Below are 23,817 nucleotides of genomic sequence, written 5' to 3'. Positions count from 1 at the left end.
TAATTAAGGCCAGCACCACCAGGTGCACAACACGAAAGGGGAAGTATTTTGAAACCGGTAAGAGTAGGTATTTGTGGTCTAGGCACTGTCGGTGGCGGCACCTTTAACGTATTGACCCGCAACGCTGATGATATTGCGCGTCGTGCTGGCCGCCCTATTGTGATTGAGCAGGTGGCTCACCGCAGTATTCATCCTGACTGCGATATTACCGGCATCAATGCCACCTCAGATGTGTTTGAAGTCGCGACCAATCCCAATGTGGATGTCCTGGTGGAGCTAATTGGCGGTTACGATATCGCCCGCGAGCTGGTACTTACTGCCATTGAAAACGGCAAGCACGTGGTCACCGCCAACAAAGCGCTGATTGCGGTGCACGGTAACGAAATCTTCAAGGCCGCGCATGAAAAGGGCGTCATCGTGGCATTCGAAGCTGCCGTTGCTGGCGGTATTCCGGTGATTAAATCGCTGCGCGAAGGCCTGGGTGCCAACCGTATCGAATGGGTGGCGGGCATTATCAACGGCACCGGTAACTACATTCTTACCCATATGCGCGATGAAGGCCGGGCCTTTGAAGACGTGCTCGCGGAAGCCCAGGCGCTAGGCTATGCCGAATCCGACCCTACTTTTGACGTGGAAGGCATCGACGCGGCGCATAAGCTCACCATCCTGGCCTCGATTGCCTACGGCGTACCGCTGCAGTTTGAGAAAGCCTTCACCGAAGGTATCTCGCGAATTACCGCTGAAGACGTTGAGCAGGCCGATAACCTAGGCTACGTGATCAAGCACCTGGGTATCTCCAAGCGTACCGATCAAGGCCTGGAGCTGCGGGTTCACCCCACGCTGATTCCTAAAGAACGCCTGCTGGCCAATGTGCACGGCGTCAAAAACGCCATTGCGATTATGGGCGATGCCGTTGGGCCTACGCTTTACTACGGCGCCGGTGCGGGCGCAGAGCCGACCGCTTCCGCAGTAGTGGCCGACTTACTCGACGTGGCACGGGATATCTCCACCGATCACCACTACCGGGTGCCCTACCTGGCGTTTAGCGGCATTGACGAAGATGTTAGCCAACTGCCCATCATGCCGATGGAAGAGATCACTACCGCTTACTACCTGCGTCTATTAGCGGTGGATCGCCCGGGCGTTCTGGCGCGGGTGGCGACGATTCTTGCTGAACAGGGCATCTCTATCGAAGCGCTGATTCAGAAAGAGGCCACCGAAGGCGAGCTGGTGCCAATCATTCTGTTAACTCATCGCACTAAAGAGAAGCAAATGAACGAAGCAATCCGTGAAATTGAGTCCATGGCCGATATTGCTGGCCCCGTTACACGCATCCGCGTGGAAAGCCTGGACGAGGGGGAGTAAACCCAGATGCGCTATATCAGCACGCGTGGGCAGGCGCCCGCGCTCTCCTTTGAAGAGGTGGTGCTCACCGGTATGGCCAGCGACGGCGGCCTCTACGTGCCGGAAACCCTGCCCGAGTTCTCCCGGGAAGAGCTGGCCGAGATGGCCGGTCTCTCCTACGCGGAAATTGCTTTTCGGGTGATGAAACCGTTTGTGAATGGCGAGATCGACGATGCAACGTTCCACAGCATCGTCACCGAGGCCTACGCGACCTTTAATCACGACGCCGTTTTGCCGCTCAAGCAGCTGGATGCCAATCACTTTTTGCTTGAACAGTTCCACGGTCCGACGTTAGCGTTTAAAGATGTGGCGTTACAGCTACTCGGCCGCCTGTTGGATCACTTCCTGAAGAAACGCGGCGAGCGCGCGGTGATTATGGGCGCGACTTCTGGCGATACCGGTTCAGCGGCGATCGAAGGTTGCCGCCACTGCGATAACCTGGATATTTTTATCCTGCACCCGCACAACCGGGTTTCGGAAGTCCAGCGCCGCCAGATGACCACGGTGCTGGCCAATAACGTCTTCAATATTGCCATCGAAGGCAATTTTGACGACGCACAGGCAATGGTCAAAGCTAGCTTTGCCGACCAAAAGTTCTTGAATGGCACTCGCTTGGTGGCGGTAAACTCGATCAACTGGGCGCGCATTATGGCGCAGATCGTTTACTACATCGCCTCAGGCGTTGCCCTGGGAGCGCCGCACCGCGAGGTGAGCTTCTGCGTGCCGTCGGCTAACTTTGGCAACGTCTTTGCGGGCTATATGGCCTACAAAATGGGCCTGCCGGTGAAGCAGTTCATCATCGCCACCAACGCCAACGATATTCTCCACCGCACCCTGGCCGCCAACGACTTCTCCAAAAAAGAGCTGGCGGCGACGCTGGCGCCCTCTATGGATATCGTCGTGTCGTCTAACTTTGAGCGCCTGCTGTTTGACGCCTACGACCGTGACGGCCTGGCCGTGGCGGCGCTGCTTGAGCGCTTCCAGCAGGAGCCAACGGCGCTGGCCGATGCGCCGCTGGCCAAGCTGCGCGAGAAGTTTTCCAGCTACAGCGTGGACGATGCAACGATTCTGGAAGTGATTCGTGACGCTCATAAACGCACCGGTGAAATGCTTGATCCGCATACCGCCACTGGCTACCGAGCTGCCGAGCGTGCTCGCATTGATCAGTCAACGCCGATGATAACGCTGGCCACTGCGCATCCGGCCAAGTTTGCCGAAGCCGTAGTGAAAGCGGGCTTTCTGGGCGTGCCACTGCCGCCGCATATGGAAGACCTGATTGAGCGTGAAGAGCGCTACACCGTGCTGCCTGCCGAGCTTGCCGCCGTGCAGCAATACGTCGTGGAAAATCGCCGTTGAGACCCAGATGACCGATTTATCCTATAGCGCTATCCATAGCAGTACCCATAGCTCTGCCCATAGCACAGTCCAGCCACGTTTAGAGCCTCGTCCGGTGGACGAGGCGCTTTATGCCCGTGCCCAGGCAGAAGGTTTGAGTGAGCTGCAGGCGCGTCTGCTCGCTTCTCGGCTTCCTGGCTACAGCGGTGAACTGCTGCCGTTAATTGCCCCCAGCCTGCGCTATCTGGCCCATCCGGAAAAACTCGCCGATGGCCGTCGCGCCGCCGAGCGTATTGCTCAAGCGGTGGCCGAGGGCGAGGCAATCGGCATTCTTACCGATTACGATGTGGACGGTATTACCTCCCACGTGGTGATTCGGCGCACCCTGGTGGAGCTGTTTGGGGTGCCGGAAGGCAAGCTGCACAGCCTGATTGGCCACCGTATTCACGACGGCTACGGTATTAGCCTGCCACTGGTGGAACGCACCCTGGCGCAAAAACCGTTTCCTACCTTGGTGATTACCGCCGATTGCGGAAGCTCCGATGAGCCGCGTATCGCGCGTCTAAAAGCGGCGGGTATCGATGTGGTGGTCAGCGATCACCATGCGTTGCCAATTGAGGGGCCACCATCTTCCGCCTATGCCTGCGTTAATCCCACCCGTGATGACTGTGAGTATCCCGACAAAACCATCGCCGGCTGTATGGTGGCATGGCTATTGATGTCACTGGCTCGCGGTGTGCTGATCGAGTGGGGGGCGCTGTCAGAATCCACGCCCAAGCTGTCGCCCTGGCTCTCTTACGTGGCCTTGGGCACGGTAGCCGATTGTGTTTCATTGGGCGGCAGCCCGGCGAACCGCGCGGTGGTCAATCAAGGGTTAAAACTGATCAATCGCATGGATGCAGCCTGCTGGCGGGCGATGGCCACACGCTTAGGCGCCGACAGCATGCCGTTTAACGCCGAAACGCTAGCGTTTCAGATGGGGCCGCGCATCAACGCCCGCTCGCGGCTGGACGACCCCTACGCGGCGCTACACTTTATGCTTGCTGAGAACGATGGGGTCGCCAATCGCCAGCTCGACGTGCTGGACCAGGATAACCAGTCCCGCAAAGCCATTGAGGCCGATATGGCCGAAGAGGCACGTACGCTGGCGGTGAGTGCGTTAACCGCCGATGAGCCCGCCGTGGTGGTACTGCTGGAAGATGGCCACCCTGGCGTGCAGGGCATTGTTGCCTCGCGTTTGGTACAGGCTTACGGTCGCCCAGCGCTGGTGTTTACCCAGGCGTCGGCACCGGGCATGCTTACCGGTTCCGGCCGCTCGATTGACGGGCTGCACCTGCGCGATGCGCTACAGCGCACCTTTGAGCTCGCTCCCCAGGCGCTGCCGCGCTTTGGTGGCCACAGTGGGGCAGCAGGCGTGGGTGTGCCACGGGAGCAGCTTGACGCCTTTAAAGTCGCGTTCCTGCAAGCAGTGGGCGAGCAGTTGCAGGGGCGAGCGCTCTACCCGCGACTTTGGACGGATGGCGAACTTTCCACGGCACAGCTTTCGCTAACCACCTTGCAAGAAATCGAAACGCTCGGCCCCTACGGTCGTGAGTTCGACCCGCCGCTGTTTGAAGGCCGCTTTATTGTCGAGGCGTTGCGCCCGGTGGGTGCCGACGGCGTACACCTGATGCTGGAGCTGTCTACCGGCCCGGTGACCTGCAAAGCGATCTGGTTTCGCGCCCTAACGCCGGGTGAGCTGCCTGGGTTTAGCGTCGGTGATACGCTGCACTGCGCTTATAAGCTTAATCGCAACCGCTGGCGCGGTCGTGAAACACTCCAACTGATGGTCGAGCACGCCAGCGCCATTTAATTAATCACTTTATAACCTCAATAAGCCAAGTAAGGACGCCCCCCATGCGCGTGGAAGATTTACCAACGGATCAGCATCGCCCCTATGAAGATGTGATGGCGATGCTGCTGGGGACATTCTTCGTCGCGCTGGGGGTGACCTTTTATACACATGCGGTTTTGCTCACCGGCAGCACGGCAGGCTTGGCACTGTTACTCAATTATGTGACCGGCTGGGGTTTTGGGGTATGGTTCTTCGCGATTAACCTACCGTTCTACTACTTGGCAGTAAAGCGGATGGGCTGGAGTTTTACCCTGCGCACCTTTGCCGCCATCGGCTTGGTCTCGCTATTTTCCGAGCTAACCCAGGGCTGGGTGCAGTTTGCCAACGTGCCATCGCTCTACGCCGCCTTGATGGGCGGCGCGCTGATGGGTATCGGTATGCTGATGCTGTTTCGCCACCGCACCAGTCTGGGCGGTATCAATATCCTCGCGCTCTATTTGCAGGATAAACACGGCCTGCGCGCAGGCTACGTTCAACTGGCCATCGATGGCGTTATTCTGCTGATTGCGTTAACGCAATTACCGCTTGATCGCGTGGGCTACTCGGTGCTGGGCGCGCTGACGCTCAATCTGATTATCGCCCTGAACCATAAGCCAGGGCGCTATATCGGCGTTAGTTAGAAAGACTAAGCGAGCCAGAACCACCAGATAATCAATGCGATAAGCCCTAGCCCCGCCAAATTGATCAATAAACTCATGCGGCCTTCTCCTGGCTGGGTGACATCCACAGCCGCAAGCGGTTGGCGTTACTCACCACGGTGATGGAAGAGAGTGACATGGCAGCGCCCGCTATCATCGGTGACAGCAGCATTCCGGTGAGCGGGTAGAGCGCCCCCGCAGCGATGGGAATACACAGTAGGTTGTAGCCAAACGCGCCTACCAGGTTCTGTTTGATGTTGCGCAGCGTGGCACGGCTGATCTCTATCGCTGACGCTACCCCGTGCAGCGAACCGCGCATCAGTGTGATACCGGCGCTCTCAATGGCCACATCGGTGCCCTGGCCAATCGCAAAGCCCACATTCGCCCGGGCCAGCGCGGGGGCGTCGTTGATGCCATCGCCCACCATGCCAACGATTTCGCCTGCCTTTTGACGGCGCTCGATCTCGGCGTGCTTGTCCTCGGGCAGTAGGCCCGCGCGGTACTCATCGATACCCACTTCCTGGGCAATGGCCTTGGCGGTGTGCTCGTTATCGCCGGTTAGCATGACAATGGTTAAACCATCTTTTTGCAGGCGCTTGATGGCGGCCACGGTGTCGTGGCGAAGCGGGTCGCTGATGCCAAATAGCGCGGCCAGCTTGCCATCCACCGCCAAGTACACCAGCGTGCGTGCCTGCTCCTCAAGCGCGCGGGCCTGCTCTTCGCCTGCCGCAAGATCCACCCCCGCTTCTTTAAGCAGCCGCGCATTGCCCAGCAGCAGCGCTTTGCCGTCAGGCGTTTGGGCTTTTACCCCGCCGCCGGTTACGCTGTCGAAAGCATGGATCTCGGCAGGGGCAGCGTGATGCTCATCCGCGTAAGTCATTAACGCTGCTGCCAGCGGGTGTTCGGAGCCGCGCTCCAACGCGTGCACCAGCGCCAACGTGGTAGCTTGCTCGACGCCAAACATCTGCGCATCGGTGACGCTGGGCTTGCCTTGGGTGAGCGTGCCGGTCTTGTCGACCACCAGCGTGGTCAGCTTGCTGGCGGTTTGCAGCGCCTCGCCGCTACGTACCAGCACCCCGTGTTCTGCCGCTTTACCGACACCGATCATGGTCGAGATTGGCGTCGCCAGACCCAGCGCGCAGGGGCAGGCAATAATTAGTACGGTGGTCGCCGTGACCAACATATGGATTACCTGGGGGGCGGGTCCTAGATTGAACCACACCAGCGCCGTCAGTACGGCAATGATCATTACTGAAGGCACAAAGATGCTGGATACCTGGTCGGCGAGCTCACCAATCGGCGGGCGCGAGTTTTGGGCGCTGGCGACTTGTTCGGTAATCTGCCCCAGGCGGGTATCGGTGCCCACCCGGGTCGCTTGGTAGATCAGCCCGCCGCGGCCATTCACCGTGCCCGCGCTAACCTCATCGCCGACGTGCTTGGCCACCGGTAGCGGTTCGCCGGTAAGCATCGACTCATCGATATGGCTTTGGCCCTCAACAACGTCACCGTCCACGGGTAAGCGTTCGCCTGGGCGCACCCGTACCTGGTCGCCAGTCTGCACGGCATCAATCTCAATCTCCTGCTCTTGGCCGTCGCGAATCACCCGCGCTGTGCGGCTCTGTAGGTCAAGCAGGCGCTTTAAGGCGTCGCTGGTACGCCCCCGAGCGCGTAGCTCCATGGCATTGCCGAGAAGAATCAGCCCGATCACCATGGCTGAGGCTTCAAAATAGATACCCTGAGCGACTTCCGGCAGCCACGGCGCAAACAGCACCACCGCCATGGAGTAAAGCCAGGCGGTGCCGGTGCCCATGGCCACCAAGGTATCCATATTGGCTTGGCGATGCTTAAACTGCTTCCAGGCATTGACGAAAAAGTGCCGCCCCGGGAATGCCATAACGCCCAGGGTTAATAGACCAATCACCAACCAGTAGAGGCGCCCTAACCCCATCGGGTGAGGATGGAAAAACAGCATGCTCAACATGAGCGGAATCGCCAGTGCCAACGAGATGGCACTGCCACGCAGCCGTTTTTGGTACGTTTTGGCATCCTGCTCTGCACGAGTGCGTTCTGCTTCCCGCATATCCACAATCGGTTCGGCGCCATAGCCGGCTGACTCAACGGCGGCAATCAGCGCATGAGTATCAGCACGGCCAAACACCTGGGCAGAATGGGTGCCAAAATTGACGCTGGCAGTGTCGACTCCCTCTGTGCGCTCTAGCGCTTTCTGCACGCTCTTAACGCAGCTGGCGCAGGTCATCCCGCTAATCGCCAAGCGCTGCTTCTTGCCTTGCCCTTGAGAATGGCAATGGGTACTTGCGGCTATCTCAGCTTCAGCGGGTGGCGCGTTATCTGGCTGCCTACCAGCAGCGTTTGGGGCTGTTTCCTCCAGCGACGCTTCACCTGGCGGATAGCCCGCCTCGGTCAAGCGTTGATCAAGCTCGGCGTCGGTTAGGCAAGAAATAACCTCAAGGCGTTTTTCGCTAGGCGTGCCGATCACATCGGCTCTAGGGTCAACGTCTTGCACTGCCTCGCGCATACGCTTGACGCAGCCCTGGCAATTCATGCCGGGGATGGTTCGCGTGGTAGCTCCATTTGTAGGGCTTACGCTTGAGGGGGCTTCGGTAGAGGAGTCGCTCATGGGGTCTCCTTGGTAGACGTTGCGTCAGGAAAACTCTCGATCAGGCGGCACACGCTATGGCCGTCTGGGGAGCCGTCGGGCATTTGCTGCCAGCTGTCCATGGCCTGTTCCATACGCTCGGCTAGGGCTTCCAGCTCGGCAATGCGTGCGCGGATTTGCGGCAGGCGGCTGGCAAGTAAGTCGCGTACCAAAGGGCAGGGGGAGTCGCCTTGGTCGGCATGGGTCAGAATGTCGCGAATTTCCGCCACGCTAAAACCTAGCTTGCGTGCCCGCTGAATAAACCGCAGCCGCTCTAAGTCGTTATCCGAAAATAGCTGATAGCCATTATCCGGGTGGCGCTGCGGGGCTAGCAGCCGCTCACGAGCGTAGTGGCGAACGGTCTCCGCGGTAACCCCGCCACGTTTGGCAAGCTCGTTAACTTTCATGGCCTGTTCTCCCGACCGGTTAAATAGTCCCTATTGAGTGTAGAACCTATGGGTAACCCATAGGTCAAGGGCACCTTTGTTCAATAAGTCGAAATGACTAAAACACTGATTTAAAACGACCGTGCGACTAATGTATAAGTCAAAAATGAAATAAAACGAACGTTTGCCCTTGAACCTTTGGCTCAGTTGCGAGAAAACAGTCATGTAAAAATAACGAGGGTGGATCGTCGGTATCCACTGGATCATCGGGAATAGAGGCCCATTATGAATAATAAATTTAATAAGCTTACCCTGGCTGCTGCAATTACGGCCGCCTTCGCCAGCCAAGCCCACGCGGGTGGGTATCAAATCAACGAGCAGAGCGTGAGTGGGCAGGGTTATGGCCACGCAGGGCGCAGCTCTAATATTAATGACGCGTCGATTGTCTATGGCAACCCTGCAGGTATGTCGTTTCTAGATCGTGCGCAGATTACAGCGGGCGGGACATATCTGAATGTCAACTCCGATATAGACAACACTACCTCCAGTCGCTCTTTAGAAACACAAGCGGGCCCGCAGCCACTTGGTTCGGTGGAGGGAAGCAATGATGGAGATATGGTACCGGGTACACTGGTTCCCTTTGCGTTTTATGCTCAACCCGTTAATGATCAGCTGGCATTTGGTTTCGGGGTATATGCTCCTTTCGGTTCTAAAACCGAGTACGAAGATGGTTTTCAGGGGCGTAACCAGGGCAATTACACCGAAGTAAAGGTGATGACAGCCCAGCCTACTGTTTCCTACCGATTTAACGACCAGTGGGCGGTTGGTGCAGGCGTTACTTATAATCGAGTAGAAGGCGAGCTACGCCGTCAAGTGCCTGCTGCAACTCCTATTGGTTTGACAGAAGTAGACTCTCGGGTTGAGGGTGATGATGAAGCCTGGGGTTATAACCTTGGGGTTATTTATCAGCCGGTTCCTGAAACCACACTGGGCCTAACTTACCGCTCAAAAGTAGACTTCAACCTGCAAGGCAGCTTCACGGCGAGCTCGCCAGAGTTAGACTTGTTGGGGATTGGTACGGTAACAGATACCGCCGCACTGGACTTAACTACCCCTGAAACTGTTAACTTCTCACTTACCCAGCAGATGACTGATCGCCTGAAACTAATGTTCGGGGCATCGTGGGCGCGTTGGAGCCATTTCGACCAAATCTTGGTCACTGGCACCGATCGCCCCGTAATTACCAATGAGCCACAGAGCTATGAAAATGCATGGGCGTTTTCAACCGGCGGTGAGTATCAGTTGACACCACAGTTAGCTCTGCGAGCGGGGGTAGCACTTGATTTCACTCCGACCCAAGATGCTACTCGTAGTGTGCGCATTCCCTCTGATGATCGGCGTATTTTCTCCATTGGTGCAGGCTGGAGCCCCACACCAGATCTAACATTGGATGTGGCATACTCCTACTTGACCGAGCGTAGCACTCAGGTGAATCAAACCAAAACTGATGATCTTCTTGGGACTGGGGCTATCACTTCAAACTACTCAGCCGACTACAAAAACGAAGCCCACGGTTTTGGCGCGCAGCTAACCTACCGCTTCTAAGCTTTGGACAGCCAGACCCCAATGAAACCCGGCCAGCGCCGGGTTTTTTATTACCTAGTGGCAGGCCATTGGATGCGGGGCGTGTCGGCTTTCGTTACACTATGCGCTTTTCTGATCGATACACCTCTGTACGATCCGAGTAGACCAAGCTAGGGCGATCCCATGTTGGAAACCAATCCGATTCACAACCAGCTCAAGGACCTGTCTGAGCGGACAGACGTTCTTAGGGGGTATCTTTGACTATGCCGAGAAGAAAGATCGGCTAGAAGAGGTCACCCGCGAACTGGAAGACCCCAATGTCTGGAACGATCCAGACTACGCGCAGAAGTTAGGCAAAGAGCGCGCCTCCCTTGAAGCCATCGTGGCGACCATTGACGAGCTTGAACAGGGCCTTGGCGATAGCCGGGATCTGCTAGAGCTGGCTGAAATGGAAGAGGATGAAGGCACCGTCGAAGAAGTGTGCAAAGAGCTTGACAGCATGCAGGCGGCGTTAGAAAAGCTTGAGTTTCGGCGCATGTTCTCCGGTGAAATGGATCAAAACAACGCCTACCTGGAAATTCAGTCCGGCTCTGGTGGCACCGAAGCCCAGGATTGGGCCAATATTTTACTGCGCATGTACCTGCGTTGGGCGGAGAGCCACGGCTTCAAAGCCGACATCACCGAAATCTCTGCTGGCGAAGTGGCGGGCATTAAGTCGGCCACGGTGCATATCCAGGGCGACTACGCCTTCGGCTGGCTGCGTACCGAAACCGGCGTACATCGCCTGGTACGTAAGAGCCCGTTTGATTCCGGCGGCCGTCGGCATACCTCCTTTGCGTCGGTGTTTCTGTCCCCGGAAATTGACGACAGCTTCGAGGTTGAGATTAATCCCTCGGACTTGCGTGTTGATACCTACCGCTCCAGCGGCGCGGGCGGCCAGCACGTTAACACTACCGATTCAGCGGTGCGGATTACCCACGAGCCGTCCGGCATTGTGGTGGCCTGCCAGGGCCAACGCAGCCAGCACGCTAACCGCGATTTTGCTATGAAGCAGTTGAAAGCGCGGTTGTGGGAACACGAGATGCAAAAGCGCAATGCTGCCAAGCAGGAAGCAGAAGACTCAAAATCCGATATCGGTTGGGGCAGCCAGATTCGCTCTTACGTGCTGGATGATCAGCGCATCAAGGATTTGCGCACCAGCGTTCAGTCCAGCAACTGCGATAAAGTGCTCGACGGGGATATTGATCAATTTATCGTCGCCAGTTTGAAGCAAGGTTTGTAATCTTTTTAGCGTTTGAACATCAACAGGGTGCCCCATGGCTAACCAAGACGCGTCTCCTGCAGACAACGAAAATCACCTGATCGCCGAGCGCCGAGCCAAACTGACCGCTCGCCGCGAACGCGCCGCTGAGCAGGGAAAGAGTGCGTTTCCCAATGATTTTCGTCGCGATAGCTTAACCGTTGAGCTGCAAAATACCTTCGGCGAAAAAGACAAGGCCGAGCTTGAAGCGTTGGATCACCACGCCTCTGTGGCGGGGCGCGTGATGCGCCAACGCGGCCCGTTTATCGTGATCCAGGATGTGGCCGGGCAAATCCAACTCTACGTGGACAAAAAAGGCCTGCCTGCCGAGGTGCTGGAAGACGTTAAAAGTTGGGACATCGGTGACATCGTCGCCGCCCACGGGCCGGTGCATAAATCCGGCAAGGGCGATCTGTACGTGATGATGAAAGAGGCGCAACTGCTCACCAAGAGCCTGCGCCCGCTGCCGGATAAGTTTCACGGCCTGACTGATATGGAAGCCCGCTATCGCCAGCGCTATGTGGATCTGATCATGAACCCGCAGTCGCGCAAGGTGTTTGAAACCCGCGCAGCGGTCATCAGCTCCATGCGCCGCTTCTTTGAAGCCCGCGGTTTTATGGAAGTAGAAACGCCGATGCTCCAGCCGATCCCTGGCGGCGCGGCGGCACGGCCGTTCATTACTCACCACAATGCGCTGGATATCGACATGTATCTGCGTATTGCGCCAGAGCTTTATCTCAAGCGCTTGGTGGTGGGCGGCTTTGAAAAAGTGTTCGAGATTAACCGCAATTTCCGCAATGAAGGGCTTTCGACTCGCCATAACCCAGAATTCACCATGGTGGAGTTCTACTGGGCCTATGCGGATTACCGCGACCTGCTGGATATGACCGAAGCGATGCTGCGCACGGCGGCCGAAGAGGTGCTGGGTAGCGCGGTGATTGAGTATCAGGGCGCCAGCTACGATTTCGGTAAGCCGTTTACCCGTTTGACGCTGCGTCAGGCGATTCTTGATCACGGTGACGGCATTGCCGACAGCGATTTGGATTCACTGGAAGCGGCGCGCGCCACCGCTGAAAAGCTCGGCATCAAGGTCAAAGAGAGCTGGGGCCTGGGTAAGGTGCAAACGGAGATATTTGAAGAGGTTGCCGAGCATAAGCTCGACCAGCCGACGTTTATCACCGAGTATCCGGCTGAAGTGAGTCCGCTTGCCCGGCGTAATGACGCCAATCCCTTTGTCACCGACCGCTTTGAGTTCTTTGTGGGTGGTCGCGAAATCGCCAACGGTTTCTCGGAGCTCAACGACGCCGAAGACCAGGCTGAGCGCTTCCGTGCCCAGTCAGCGGAAAAAGACGCCGGCGACCTGGAAGCAATGTATTATGACGCGGATTACGTGCGTGCTTTGGAGTACGGCATGCCGCCCACCGCTGGCGAAGGCATCGGTATCGACCGCCTGGTGATGCTGTTCACCGATAGCGCCTCGATTCGGGATGTATTGCTGTTCCCGGCGATGCGCCCTGAAGTGGACTAACACGCTAAAATAGCGGATGAAAAGTTGGTAAGGGCGCGTTATAGCGCCCATAATGGTCAACGTTTCGACGGCGAGGAGAATCCCATGAAACTGCTTAACCGCTCCGCACTGAGCGTCAGGCCGACCCAGCCCTTTGTGGACTGGATCAACGCGCTGGAACCCACCATGGGAGACGACGACCTGACCCTGGACGACGTCGAACGTGAAAGTACCATTTACCTGATTCCAGAGATGGATACCCCAGAAGCGCTGGAAACATTTGTGCGTGACCGCTACGTGGAAATTCTTGAGACTGAGCTGCGCGCTTGGGAAGAAGATGAGCGTCAGTGGCCGGATAAGCTGGACTGGGCGCTGTTCCAGAAGTTTGTGCGCGTCGAGCACAGCTATCTGGCGATCGACCTGGATGATGAGACGGCGTTAGAGATTTCAGAAGTCGATGATGCACTGCTGCTCGACAGTGAGCAGGATTAGCCATTAGCGTGCTAAGATTGGGCTCTGCCTAGCGCAAGTGTATCGAAAAACCGGCTTAGGCCGGTTTTCTGCTTTTAGCTGTTTCGCTTAGGAACGCCACCCATGCGACTGTTTGAAACCCGTCCGGGAGATGATGGTTTACCCGGCCCCGAGCGCGCTCTTGCTGTGCTGGCGCTGGTGACCGGTACCTTGATGGCAGTGGTCGATACCACCATGATCAACTTGGCGCTGCCCACCATTGCTGCCGATTTGAATATCTCGGCTTCCCGGGCAGTATGGATTACCAACCTGTTTCAGGTCGTTTGTGCTGCTTTTTTGCTGGTGTTTGCGGGCATTAGTGAGTTAATCACACGGCGCAGGCTTTACCTGTTTGGGTTGGCCACCTTTGTCGCTGCAGCGCTGGGAGCGGCGCTATCGCGCAATTTAGAAACGCTGCTGGTGTTTCGTGCCTTTCAGGGGCTAGGCGCTGCGGCCACACTATCGATTGGCCCATCGCTTTATCGAGCTATTTTCCCCTCGCGGCTATTGGGTAGCGCTCTTGGCTTAAGCGCATTGGTAGTGGCCGGTGGCTACGCAGCAGGGCCCACGCTAAGCGGTGTGATCCTGTCCTTTGCCGACTGGCCCTGGCTGTTTGCGCTAAATGTGCCGCTGGGTCTCTGCTCGCTATGGCTCGCCAAGCGTGCGTTGCCCCGAGAAGAGCCACGCAAAGGCAGTTTTGATGTAGCAGGGGCGCTGCTCTCGATTGCTATGCTAGCCAGCTTCTTTATTGCCATGGACGCCGTGAGCCACGCCGCGCCGATTTGGCAAAGCGGTTGCTGGGCGCTGTTGGCGGTATTGGCTTGCGTTGGGTTTATTGCGCGTCAACGTCGCGCACCTTATCCACTGCTGCCGCTTAGCGTGTTTGCCGAGTTGCGCTTTACGCTGGCCGTCTCTGCCTCTGGGCTTGCCTTTATTGGCCAAGGGCTTACCTTTGTAGCGCTGTCGTTTTTCTACCAGGAGCAGATGGGCTTTTCGCCACTGGAAACCGCTTGGCTGTTCACCCCCTGGCCGCTGGCCATAATGCTTGTTGGTCCTGTAGCGGGTCGCTTAGCCGACCGTATTAATCCCAGTATTCTCTCCAGTGCGGGGCTAGGCCTGCTCATCATTGGCCTTATAGCGCTGGCGCTAGTCGATGAGTTGACCGGTGTTGCGGGAAGTCTATGGCGCACCGCGCTATGCGGCATTGGCTTTGGCTTGTTCCAGCCACCCAACAACCGCGAAATGATGGGCAGCCTACCGCCGGAGCGCAGTTCCAACGTCTCTGGCGTAATGAGCACCACGCGCACTGTGGGGCAGTCGTTTGGCGTAGCCCTAGTCGGTGCTGCCCTAGCGTTAGGCTGGCCGGTTCAAGTAACGCTCTGGCTGGGGGCGACCACCACGCTGCTGGCGCTCTTGGCAAGCGTGGCGCGTATGCCGCTGGCAAGGCGTGCGTTACACGCTCGGCGGGCATCGTCTGCAGGCCAGTAAGCGCGTACAATAAAACGGTTTGTGATCTCTCAAGGAGAACCTTATGACGCTGCAGACACAGATTGAGCAGAAGTTAACGGCACTCGCGCCGGACGTGCTGCAGGTTGAAAACGAAAGCCACATGCACAACGTCCCCGCGAACTCTGAAACCCACTTCAAAGTGACGCTAGTGAGTGACACCTTCGACGGCATGATGCCGGTGAAGCGTCACCAGCAAATTTATGCGCTGTTGGCCGATGAGCTTTCCGGACCGGTGCACGCCTTAGCGCTGCATCTTTATACGCCCAGCGAGTGGCAGGCGCGGGGCGGTGAACGCCCGAATTCACCCAACTGTCGCGGCGGCGGCAAGTGACTCAAGAAGTTACTCGGCGCCACTACCTGGACGCCATGGGCATTACTGCCTGGGCCGCTAAATACCAGCTGCCTAACGCACTGCCGACTGAGGTCTGCGAGTGGGAGGAGCCGACGCCTGCCCCTACACCGCCCCGGGAGCGGCTGCAGGCGTTGCTGGACGACGCCCCCGCGCCCAGGCGCCAAACGTCGTCCAAACCTCAAGCGCCCGAACCCCAGGTCTCAGGTGAAACCATTGCCTCACCCTCGGCGGTGCGGGCTCTTCTGGGCCAAGACAAGCAAACGCAGGATCAGAAAAAGCCGGCGATTGCTAGTCCGGAAGCGGCGACTCCTAGCGTGGAAGCGGCGCCAGCCAAGCCGCTAAAGTTCGAGCTCTCCTGTGTGTGTCTTGAGGGACGCTGGCTGGTACTGCAGGGGGGAGAAATGAGCGTGCTTGAACAGCAACTGCTGGCTAATCTGTTACAGGCCGCGGGCATTCAGCGTGAAGCGTTGCCAGAAGTCAGCCATTTTATCTGGCCGCAAATGGCCAACGCCTTTGCAGTGGAGGATCCCCTAGATGAAGCCCGTGAGGGCTTGGCGGCCTTTATCGCTGGAAGCGCGAGCCGACAGGGATGGCGGTTAGAGCGATTACTCTGGTGGGGTGAGTTAGCAGCCGAGTTCGATACCAACTCAGGGGCTGAGCAAGCGCCGCTGGATCGCATACTGAACGTGACTGATGGTCAAAGCCAAACGCTTTCGCTGCCCCTATGGCAGGGGCCCGCGCTTGCGTCGCTCCCCGACGGAAGCCATAGCAAGCGCGACCTCTGGCCAGCGCTTCAGGCGCTAGGCCAGTTATGGGAAGCCGAAAAGGCAACCGACGTTCAGTTACAGGACGCTCAGTCAGAAGGTGATTAGCAGACAATAGATGATTACTGAACTTAACGTTGAGCACCTGGCCCTGCTGATTGCGCTTGAGCGTCAGGCGCAAAGCGGCACATCAGAGACGCAACTGCTCGCAGCATTGGGAAACCAGGACACCTGTGTGTTGGGCTGGTGGCAGGATGAGCAGCTGTTAGGGTACGCCATCGTGGCGCGACTACCGTTTGAAGCGGAGCTGCAAGCAATCGGGGTTTTACCCGAGCGTCGCCAAAGTGGCGCGGGTTTGGCGTTGATGGAAGCGGTGTTTACCACGGCACAAGGCTGGTCCAGCGAACGACTGCTGCTAGAAGTGCGGGTAGGGAACCGTAACGCTATCCGGCTCTATCAGCGCTGTGGGTTTGGTGAAGATGGACGCCGAAAAAGCTACTATCCCCCGCTGCCGACTCAAGGCGGACCAGGGAGTCAGGGTGCCGCTGGGCGCGAGGATGCGCTGCTGATGTCCCAATTGCTTTAGGGCAGCAGCGCCTTTAGCCGTTGGTTAGAGCGTGCTGGAGGTGTCGAGGCTATCGAATTTGCTGAGTAGGCTATTGAGGCGACGCTCCCACTCTTCACGCTCCTCTTTAAGCTTGGCGTTTTCGCCGCGCAGCTCTTCATTTTCCAGCTTCATCATCTCCAGCGCGTCCACGGTATCGGTGACTTTCTGTTCAAGCTGATTAAATAGCTCCAGACTCATGTATCTCTCCCTAGTGTAAAAACGAAAACCCAAAATAGGTCATAAAAAGGCACCCAAAAAACAAGCGCACAGCTTGTTAGTAGGCACGAATGAGGCGAGCGTAACGCCACTGCCGCGTGGCGGCAAGCGCTGTTTACGGCACTTGGCGTAGATAGAGTCGCGCGGTGCTTTCGCCCGCTTGGGTTTCGCGGTGCAATTGCCAGTTGGCGGGCACGTTGGGTGCCAGCGACGTCTCGGTTTCGAGGTAAATCATCGCCCCTTCGCTTAGCCAGCCGCTATTTTCCAGCGCCGAGCAGCAGGGCGTGGCCAATTGCTGATGGAAAGGTGGGTCGAGAAAGACCAGCGCATAGGGCTTGGCAGGGCGAGCCAGGTAGGCCTGAACATCGTTAACATGCACCGCGCTTGCGGTAATATTGAGTGATGCCAGATTGGTCGTCAGCTGTGCCGCTACCCGTGGGTCGCGTTCGATAAAATCGACCCATGCCGCGCCGCGGGACACGGCTTCGATGCCCAGCGCACCGGTACCTGCGAATAGATCAAGTACCTGCTGGCCATAAAGCTGCTGTCCGAGCCAGTTGAACAGCGTTTCACGCACGCGGTCTGGGGTTGGGCGCAAGCCGGGGCTATCCAGCACCGGCAACTGACGGCGGCGGAACTCTCCGCCGATAATGCGCAGTTTACCGAGAGGTTTGCCAAGTTGTTTACCACCCCGCTGAGCAGGTGTGCGGCGGGACGTAGGGGATCGAGGGGGGCGTTGTCGTGTCATGAAGCGGATTGTAGCGGGCTGTTTATCCAAAGTCTTGGGTTACGGTGTTAGCATAACCTTAATGTTCACTATTTATGTCGGGTAACACTCATGTTTGGTTTTTTTAAACGTAAGAATAAGCAAGATCCGCAGCAGGCGCAGGAAGAGCAGTTAAAAGAGCAGCCTCAAGAGCAAGCCGATAAGCAGGACATTGCGACGCCCGACACTTCCACGGAAGCTGTTGAAGAGACCTCAAAGGCGCCGCAAACTGTGCCAGAGCCAGAGCCAGAGCCAGAGCCAGAGCCAGAGCCAGAGCCAGAGCCAGAGCCAGAGCCAGAGCCAGAGCCAGAGCCAGAGCCAGAGCCAGAGCCAGAGCCAGAGCCAGAGCCAGAGCCAGAGCCAGAGCCAGAGCCAGAGCCAGAGCCAGAGCCAGAGCCAGAGCCAGAGCCAGAGCCAGAGCCAGAGCCAGAGCCAGAGCCAGAGCCAGAGCCAGAGCCAGAGCCAGAGCCAGAGCCAGAGCCAGAGCCAGAGCCAGAGCCAGAGCCAGAGCCAGAGCCAGAGCCAGAGCCAGAGCCAGAGCCAGAGCCAGAGCCAGAGCCAGAGCCAGAGCCAGAGCCAGAGCCAGAGCCAGAGCCAGAGCCAGAGCCAGAGCCAGAGCCAGAGCCAGAGCCAGAGCCAGAGCCAGAGCCAGAGCCAGAGCCAGAGCCAGAGCCAGAGCCAGAGCCAGAGCCAGAGCCAGAGCCAGAGCCAGAGCCAGAGCCAGAGCCAGAGCCAGAGCCAGAGCCAGAGCCAGAGCCAGAGCCAGAGCCAGAGCCAGAGCCAGAGCCAGAGCCAGAGCCAGAGCCAGAGCCAGAGCCGACGCCCGCGCCCGCCCGTGAGACATCGCCGCCGCCCGCTTTGCAAGACAAACCGGTGGCCACCAAAAGCGACCAGAAAGGCTGGTTTGCGCGTATCAAGTCAGGCCTGGGAAAAACCCGTGCCAATTTAACTGACGGCATCGCCGACCTGTTTTTAGGTAAGAAACAGATCGATGACGAGCTGCTGGAAGACCTGGAAACGCAGCTATTGATGGCCGATGTGGGCATTGACGCCACTAGCGAGATTATTGGCCGCCTGGAGGCGCGCGTCTCGCGCAAAGAGTTGAACAACCCCGAAGCGCTCTACCGTGGCCTGCAAGAAGAGTTGTCCACCATGCTGGCGCCGGTCGCCAAGCCGCTTGTACTTGAGAAGGCGGGCAAAGGACCGTTTGTCATTTTAGTGGTAGGCGTTAACGGCGTGGGTAAAACCACCACCATCGGCAAGCTCACCCAGCGCTTTCAGCGCGAAGGCAAAAGCGTCATGTTGGCGGCCGGTGATACCTTCCGGGCTGCTGCTGTCGAACAGCTCAAAGTGTGGGGCGAACGCAACCGCGTGCCGGTGATCGCCCAACACACCGGCGCGGACAGCGCCTCGGTGATTTACGATGCGGTAGCGGCCGCCACTGCGCGCGGGGTTGATGTACTGATCGCCGATACCGCCGGACGGCTGCATAACAAAAGCCATCTGATGGAAGAGCTGAAAAAAGTCCATCGGGTGATGCAAAAGCTAGATGACACTGCGCCTCACGAAGTAATGCTGGTGCTGGATGCGGGCACCGGGCAAAACGCTATTTCCCAGGCCAGCACCTTTAATGACGCCGTACCGGTCAGCGGGATCACGCTGACCAAGCTGGACGGTACTGCCAAAGGCGGGATTATTTTCGCGCTGGCTAAACAGCTGGAAACACCGATTCGCTTTATTGGCGTGGGCGAGGGCATCGACGATCTGCGCCCCTTCGAGGCCAATGATTTTGTCCAGGCGCTGTTTGACCGCCAAGGGGATGATGCCAGCGCATGATCGCTTTTGAGCATGTGGGAAAACGCTACGGCGGACGCTTTGAAGCACTGGCGCATCTTAACTTTCGGGTTGCCCGGGGCGAGATGGTATTTCTTACCGGCCACTCTGGGGCGGGGAAAAGCTCGCTACTACGCTTAGTGATGCGCCTTGAGAAGCCCAGCCGTGGGCGTGTTGTCGTGGCGGGCCACGATATTGCCCAGTTGCACGCCAGCCAAGTGCCGTTTTATCGGCGCCAAATTGGCGTGGTCTTCCAGGATCATCAGCTGCTCTTTGATCGCAGCATTTTTCAAAATGTCTCTCTTCCGCTGGAGATACAAGGGGTTGAGCCCCGTGAAGCTGCCCGCCGAGTGCGTGCAGCGTTAGATAAAGTAGGGCTGCTGCATCGTGAAAAAGCGTTGCCGATAGAGCTCTCCGGTGGCGAGCAGCAGCGGGTAGGCATTGCCCGGGCGGTGGTTAATAAGCCTGCGTTACTGCTTGCCGATGAACCGACGGGCAACCTGGATCCCCAGCTCTCGGCGGATATCATGGCGCTGTTTGAGGATTTTAATCGGATTGGTACCACGGTGATGATTGCCAGCCACGACTTGGCCTTGATTGCCCGGCTGCGCCATCGCATCCTGCGCTTAAGCGACGGTCGGCTGGTAGCCGATGAGGGGGCGGTATGAGGACATCCGCGACGCCCAAGCGCCGTCAGGGTGCGGCATTGAAAACGCCGCGCAAAGCCGCGGTTAAGCCAGCGGTTGATAAAGCCCAAGCCCCACAGCGGGGCGCCAGATCGCAGCAGACGCGCTTTACCAGCCGCCTGCGAGCATGGGGCCGCCACCACCGCAGCATGGCGTGGGATAGCTTTCAGCGCCTGGTGCGCTATCCGCTGGGTAATCTGCTGACCATGCTGGCGATTGCTATCGCGCTGGTACTGCCAGCGGCGCTATGGTTAACCCTGGACAGTGCACGCCTGTTGGATGCGGAGCTTGATGAGAGCGCCACCCTAACGGTCTACCTGGAATTGAGCGCCGATGATGCCCAGTCGCTGCGTATCGAAGAGGCGGTCAACGCGGAACCGAACGTGCTCGAAACCCAGTTGATCAGCGCCGAACAGGGCATGGCGGAGTTCCAACAGGCGCTGGGGCTAGATGATGCCTTAGCGGGGCTGGAGAGTAACCCGCTGCCTATCAGTATGGTGGTGCGTCCGGAAAACGTTGACCCGGTTGCCATGCAACAGTTGGCCGCACGCCTTGAAGCGCTCTCTGGCGTTGATGAGGTGCGTCTTGATCTGGCTTGGGTGGAGCGACTGAGAAACCTGGCGGAATTGGGCCGCCGTGTGGCGCTGGCGCTGGGTGCGCTGTTTGGTTTGGGCGTGCTACTGGTCGTCGGTAACACCATTCGACTCTCGGTGGAAAGTCGCCGTCGGGAGATTGAGGTGGTAATGCTCATTGGCGCCACTCATGCCTTTGTCAGGCGGCCTTTTCTGTATAGCGGCGCTTGGTACGGCTTGGGTGGTGGGCTGTTAGCGCTGGGTTTGTTAGGTGTGGGCAATCACTGGCTTTCCCTACCTGTAGCCGCCCTGGCGGCGAGCTACGGGGCAAGCTTCTCGCTACCTCAACTCGATGTGACAGGCTCTACAATTCTGCTATCTTGCAGTACACTACTAGGCTGGTTGGGTGCCTGGCTGGCGGTTACACGTCATCTTTCAAGCATTCGGCCCAGATAATTGATGGGGTGTCAGCATTATGTCGTTGAATTCACCCATCAAAGCGGTTCTGCGCAGCGAGTGTGATATTGCTGAAATACTTAACGTGCGAACTTTATTCTTGCGTTAAGGTCTTAGTACCGCAGACTTTGTATCACGGTTTTGTAATAGGTTATTGATAACGTGCTACGTCAACCACGATGGGTTACAGGGGAGACCACCTGCACATGAGCACTAGTCTTCTACCGGTGGGGCAGCTTTCGCCCGGCGGCGATCTGGGCGGTTATATCCGCGCGGTCAATAGAATTTCGGTATTAACTGCCGATGAAGAGCGCGAACTCGCTTATCGCCTCTATGATGAGGGCGATCTGGAAGCCGCTCGTCGTTTGGTAATGTCGCATTTGCGCTTTGTGGTGCATATCGCGCGTAGCTATTCGGGCTATGGTTTGCCTCAAGCGGATTTAATTCAAGAAGGTAACGTGGGCTTGATGAAAGCCGTCAAGCGCTTCGATCCAAATCAGGGCGTTCGTCTGGTGTCTTTTGCCGTTCACTGGATCAAAGCGGAAATTCACGAATTTGTGCTGCGCAACTGGCGGATCGTTAAAATCGCCACGACCAAAGCCCAGCGTAAGCTGTTCTTTAACCTGCGCAGTGCGAAGAAGCGCTTGGCGTGGCTGAACAACGACGAAGTGGCCGCCATCGCCAAAGATCTCGACGTTAAGCCTGAGATCGTGCGCGATATGGAAGGACGCTTGTCTTCTTACGATGCAGGCTATGACGCTCCGGCAGGCGATGATGAAGAGAGCACCTATCAGGCACCGGTGCACTTCTTAGACGATGCCGCTTCTGACCCTGCTACGCAGTTGGAAGATAGCAACTTCGAGGAAGACTCGACGCGCCGCTTACAGCTTGCCCTCGAAGGGCTAGATGAGCGTTCACGAGATATCCTCCAGCGCCGCTGGTTGGCCGATAGCAAAGAAACGCTGCATGATCTGGCCGATGTTTACGGCGTCAGTGCAGAGCGTATCCGTCAGCTGGAAAAAAATGCCATGAAAAAGATACGTCTGAAAATGGGCGAGGCAATGGTGGCTTAACGCCTGCGGGATCCAGACGAGTATCACCGCATCGTTTGACGCTTTGTTAGTATAAAAAAAAACCGGCCCCCTTAAAGCGAGCCGGTTTTTTTGTGCAACCAACACTTTAGCCTAAGCGGGCTGTGCCGTGGCGCGCAATAAGTGGGCTGATAGCAGCGACCACTGATCTTCCCAGTGCTCGGTGGGTAGGCGCTTAAAGTCGCTACGCACATATTGTGAAATTCGCCCCTCCGCCTGGGCCGCCAGTAAGTTAGCAGCGGCAGAGGCGGGAATCGTGGGGCGTAGACCTTCACGCAGCTCGGCTTCGCGCAGGATCTGCTTCAGCTGCATTTCCAGGCGTTCAAACAGTTGATTAACCCGCTGGCGTAGCCGGGCGGTTTCGCCGGTCAGCACGTCGCCGCCCATTACCCGCGCCAGGCCAGGATTTTTTTCAGCGAAGCCCAGCAGTAGTGCGAGTATTGTGCCGCAGCGAGTGGTAGCGTCAGGAACGTCTTCTAAAATACGTGTGATGCGGGCAAAAATACTCTCTTCAATAAAGTCGATGAGCCCCTCAAACATACGCGCTTTGCTGGGGAAGTGGCGGTAGAGTGCCGCTTCTGAAACGCCGACCTGGCGGGCGAGGGCGGCTGTGGTAATGCGCTTGCCACTATCTTCCTCAAGCATTAATGCCAGGGCTTGGAGAATCTGCTCGCGGCGGCGTGGTTTTTGATCTTCGCTCATAATGTGGCCTCCGTCGCGGTTAGCTCGCGTCCTTGATTTGAGTACCTACCCCAGCATTGGTGAAAATTTCCAGCAACACCGCGTGGGGGACACGGCCATCAATAATGTGCGAACTGTTCACGCCGCCCTTCACTGCATCCAGCGCGCAGCGGATTTTGGGCAGCATACCGCCATAAATCGTGCCATCAGCGATCAAATCATCCACCTGCGCGGTGCTTAAACCGGTGAGTACTTCGCCTTCGGTATTCATTAAGCCGGCGACATTGGTGAGTAGCATCAGTTTTTCTGCATTGAGCGCTTCAGCGATCTTGCCCGCGACCAGGTCAGCATTGATATTGTAGCTGTGGCCGGCGGCGTCGACGCCAATCGGTGCAATCACCGGGATAAAATCACGCGCCGCTAACATTTCGATAAGTTCGGTTGAGATCGACTCCACTTCGCCCACATGGCCAATATCGATGATCTCGGGTGCCGTCATTTCGGGACTTTGGTGTTCAACCTTGAGCTGGCGGGCGCGAATTTGTGAGCCATCTTTGCCGGTCAAGCCAATCGCTTTGCCGCCGCTTTGATTGATCAGGTTGACGATGCTTTTGTTGACCAAGCCGCCCAGCACCATCTCAACGACATCCATGGTTTGAGAGTCGGTAACGCGCATGCCGTTGACGAAGCGTGACTCAATGTTGAGCTTTTTGAGCAGGTCTCCGATTTGCGGCCCGCCGCCGTGCACCACCACCGGGTTGATACCGACTTCCTTCATTAGCACGATATCGCGGGCAAAGGAGTCGATCAGGGTGCTTTCGGTCATGGCGTTGCCGCCATATTTGACCACCACGGTTTTGCCGGAGAACTGCTGAATATACGGGAGGGCTTCGGAAAGCACCTCCACAACGACCTGGGGGTCGCGACTGGCTGAACTCATGAGGTTGTCCCTTGCGAACGTTTATTATGCTGCTAACGTTTATGCTGATTGAGTGGTGAGGGTCACGCTTTCTAGGTGGTCGTGATCCCTTCAGCGCCGAGCTATTTGAAGATTGAAGAGCTATCTGCTG

At 57.5% G+C, this 23,817-nt stretch carries 21 protein-coding genes and 1 pseudogene; 16 read left to right on the top strand and 6 right to left on the bottom strand.

Translation table 11 applies throughout. The annotated features are described in order from the left end of the window. Window positions 1–48 precede the first annotated feature (48 nt). The 4 genes from KUC_RS03725 to KUC_RS03710 are packed head-to-tail and all read left to right on the top strand — an operon-like array spanning window position 49 to window position 5,253. Window positions 49–1,365, top strand: a complete 1,317-nt coding sequence (locus tag KUC_RS03725) for a homoserine dehydrogenase (protein WP_007111761.1) — start codon at window positions 49–51, stop codon at window positions 1,363–1,365. Between the two features lie 6 nt (window positions 1,366–1,371). Further along, window positions 1,372–2,760, top strand: a complete 1,389-nt coding sequence (gene thrC / locus KUC_RS03720) for a threonine synthase (protein WP_007111760.1) — start codon at window positions 1,372–1,374, stop codon at window positions 2,758–2,760. A 7-nt stretch (window positions 2,761–2,767) separates the two neighbouring features. Then, complete coding sequence (locus tag KUC_RS03715) at window positions 2,768–4,591, top strand: single-stranded-DNA-specific exonuclease RecJ (RefSeq protein WP_244264732.1); 1,824 nt, start codon at window positions 2,768–2,770, stop codon at window positions 4,589–4,591. Between the two features lie 44 nt (window positions 4,592–4,635). Then, entirely contained in the window at window positions 4,636–5,253 is a 618-nt protein-coding gene (locus KUC_RS03710) for a YitT family protein (RefSeq protein WP_007111758.1), read from the top strand. 73 nt (window positions 5,254–5,326) lie between these two features. Here KUC_RS03710 and KUC_RS03705 read toward each other — a convergent pair whose 3' ends face one another. Next, window positions 5,327–7,909, bottom strand: a complete 2,583-nt coding sequence (locus KUC_RS03705; protein ID WP_050804806.1) for a heavy metal translocating P-type ATPase — start codon at window positions 7,907–7,909, stop codon at window positions 5,327–5,329. Further along, complete coding sequence (locus KUC_RS03700; protein WP_007111756.1) at window positions 7,906–8,334, bottom strand: MerR family transcriptional regulator; 429 nt, start codon at window positions 8,332–8,334, stop codon at window positions 7,906–7,908. Before KUC_RS03700 ends, KUC_RS03705 begins: the two co-directional genes overlap by 4 nt. Window positions 8,335–8,598: 264 nt before the next feature. Between KUC_RS03700 and KUC_RS03695 the strand changes: the two genes are divergently transcribed. The 8 genes from KUC_RS03695 to KUC_RS03660 all read left to right on the top strand — a co-directional run bounded on the left by KUC_RS03695 (window position 8,599) and on the right by KUC_RS03660 (window position 16,425). After that, window positions 8,599–9,918, top strand: coding sequence for an OmpP1/FadL family transporter (locus KUC_RS03695; protein ID WP_007111755.1), 1,320 nt, complete (start codon window positions 8,599–8,601; stop codon window positions 9,916–9,918). Window positions 9,919–10,080: 162 nt separating this feature from the next. Next, window positions 10,081–11,179 (top strand): peptide chain release factor 2 gene (gene prfB / locus KUC_RS03690; protein WP_141243388.1). Its coding sequence is split into 2 segments (ribosomal slippage): window positions 10,081–10,155 and window positions 10,157–11,179, totalling 1,098 coding nucleotides; the frame shifts between segments, so codons are not numbered across the junction. Window positions 11,180–11,213: 34 nt separating this feature from the next. Further along, on the top strand, window positions 11,214–12,725 hold the full coding sequence (gene lysS / locus KUC_RS03685) for a lysine--tRNA ligase (protein ID WP_007111753.1): 1,512 nt from the start codon (window positions 11,214–11,216) through the stop codon (window positions 12,723–12,725). A gap of 84 nt (window positions 12,726–12,809) precedes the next feature. Further along, entirely contained in the window at window positions 12,810–13,196 is a 387-nt protein-coding gene (locus KUC_RS03680) for a hypothetical protein (RefSeq protein ID WP_007111752.1), read from the top strand. 102 nt (window positions 13,197–13,298) lie between these two features. After that, on the top strand, window positions 13,299–14,702 hold the full coding sequence (locus tag KUC_RS03675) for an MFS transporter (protein WP_007111751.1): 1,404 nt from the start codon (window positions 13,299–13,301) through the stop codon (window positions 14,700–14,702). Between the two features lie 43 nt (window positions 14,703–14,745). Next, window positions 14,746–15,054: a BolA family protein gene (locus KUC_RS03670; protein ID WP_007111750.1), complete on the top strand. Its 309-nt coding sequence runs from the start codon at window positions 14,746–14,748 to the stop codon at window positions 15,052–15,054. Next, the gene (locus KUC_RS03665; RefSeq protein WP_007111749.1) at window positions 15,051–15,947 is read left to right on the top strand and encodes a hypothetical protein; all 897 of its coding nucleotides are present in this window, start codon (window positions 15,051–15,053) and stop codon (window positions 15,945–15,947) included. Before KUC_RS03670 ends, KUC_RS03665 begins: the two co-directional genes overlap by 4 nt. 10 nt (window positions 15,948–15,957) lie before the next feature. Further along, complete coding sequence (locus KUC_RS03660; protein ID WP_007111748.1) at window positions 15,958–16,425, top strand: GNAT family N-acetyltransferase; 468 nt, start codon at window positions 15,958–15,960, stop codon at window positions 16,423–16,425. 24 nt (window positions 16,426–16,449) lie between these two features. On the opposite strand, the gene zapB is transcribed toward KUC_RS03660, so the two are convergent. Together zapB and rsmD are read right to left on the bottom strand one after the other, a co-directional pair. Further along, the gene (gene zapB / locus KUC_RS03655) at window positions 16,450–16,644 is read right to left on the bottom strand and encodes a cell division protein ZapB (RefSeq protein WP_007111747.1); all 195 of its coding nucleotides are present in this window, start codon (window positions 16,642–16,644) and stop codon (window positions 16,450–16,452) included. A gap of 133 nt (window positions 16,645–16,777) precedes the next feature. After that, complete coding sequence (rsmD, locus tag KUC_RS03650) at window positions 16,778–17,410, bottom strand: 16S rRNA (guanine(966)-N(2))-methyltransferase RsmD (RefSeq protein WP_040479436.1); 633 nt, start codon at window positions 17,408–17,410, stop codon at window positions 16,778–16,780. A gap of 741 nt (window positions 17,411–18,151) precedes the next feature. On the opposite strand from rsmD, the pseudogene ftsY reads away from it, so the two are divergent. The 4 genes and pseudogenes from ftsY to rpoH form a co-directional block, all read left to right on the top strand. Continuing rightward, window positions 18,152–19,264: pseudogene (gene ftsY, locus KUC_RS19760) on the top strand (signal recognition particle-docking protein FtsY); the annotation flags it as partial. Then, complete coding sequence (gene ftsE, locus KUC_RS03630; protein WP_007111744.1) at window positions 19,261–19,929, top strand: cell division ATP-binding protein FtsE; 669 nt, start codon at window positions 19,261–19,263, stop codon at window positions 19,927–19,929. The pseudogene ftsY and the gene ftsE, both read left to right, overlap by 4 nt. Further along, on the top strand, window positions 19,926–20,975 hold the full coding sequence (ftsX, locus tag KUC_RS03625; protein WP_040479434.1) for a permease-like cell division protein FtsX: 1,050 nt from the start codon (window positions 19,926–19,928) through the stop codon (window positions 20,973–20,975). Before ftsE ends, ftsX begins: the two co-directional genes overlap by 4 nt. 206 nt (window positions 20,976–21,181) lie before the next feature. Then, window positions 21,182–22,048 carry an RNA polymerase sigma factor RpoH gene (gene rpoH / locus KUC_RS03620; protein WP_040479433.1) on the top strand — a complete coding sequence of 289 codons (867 nt, stop codon included), beginning with the start codon at window positions 21,182–21,184 and terminating at the stop codon, window positions 22,046–22,048. 111 nt (window positions 22,049–22,159) lie between these two features. On the opposite strand, the gene slmA is transcribed toward rpoH, so the two are convergent. Continuing rightward, complete coding sequence (slmA, locus tag KUC_RS03615) at window positions 22,160–22,768, bottom strand: nucleoid occlusion factor SlmA (protein WP_007111741.1); 609 nt, start codon at window positions 22,766–22,768, stop codon at window positions 22,160–22,162. A 19-nt stretch (window positions 22,769–22,787) separates the two neighbouring features. Next, complete coding sequence (argB, locus tag KUC_RS03610; RefSeq protein WP_007111740.1) at window positions 22,788–23,687, bottom strand: acetylglutamate kinase; 900 nt, start codon at window positions 23,685–23,687, stop codon at window positions 22,788–22,790. Between the last annotated feature and the right edge of the window lie 130 nt (window positions 23,688–23,817).

It is taken from the genome of Vreelandella boliviensis LC1, from assembly GCF_000236035.1.
Taxonomy (GTDB): Bacteria; Pseudomonadota; Gammaproteobacteria; order Pseudomonadales; family Halomonadaceae; genus Vreelandella; species Vreelandella boliviensis.
This window is presented reverse-complemented; position numbering and strand designations above follow the sequence as displayed.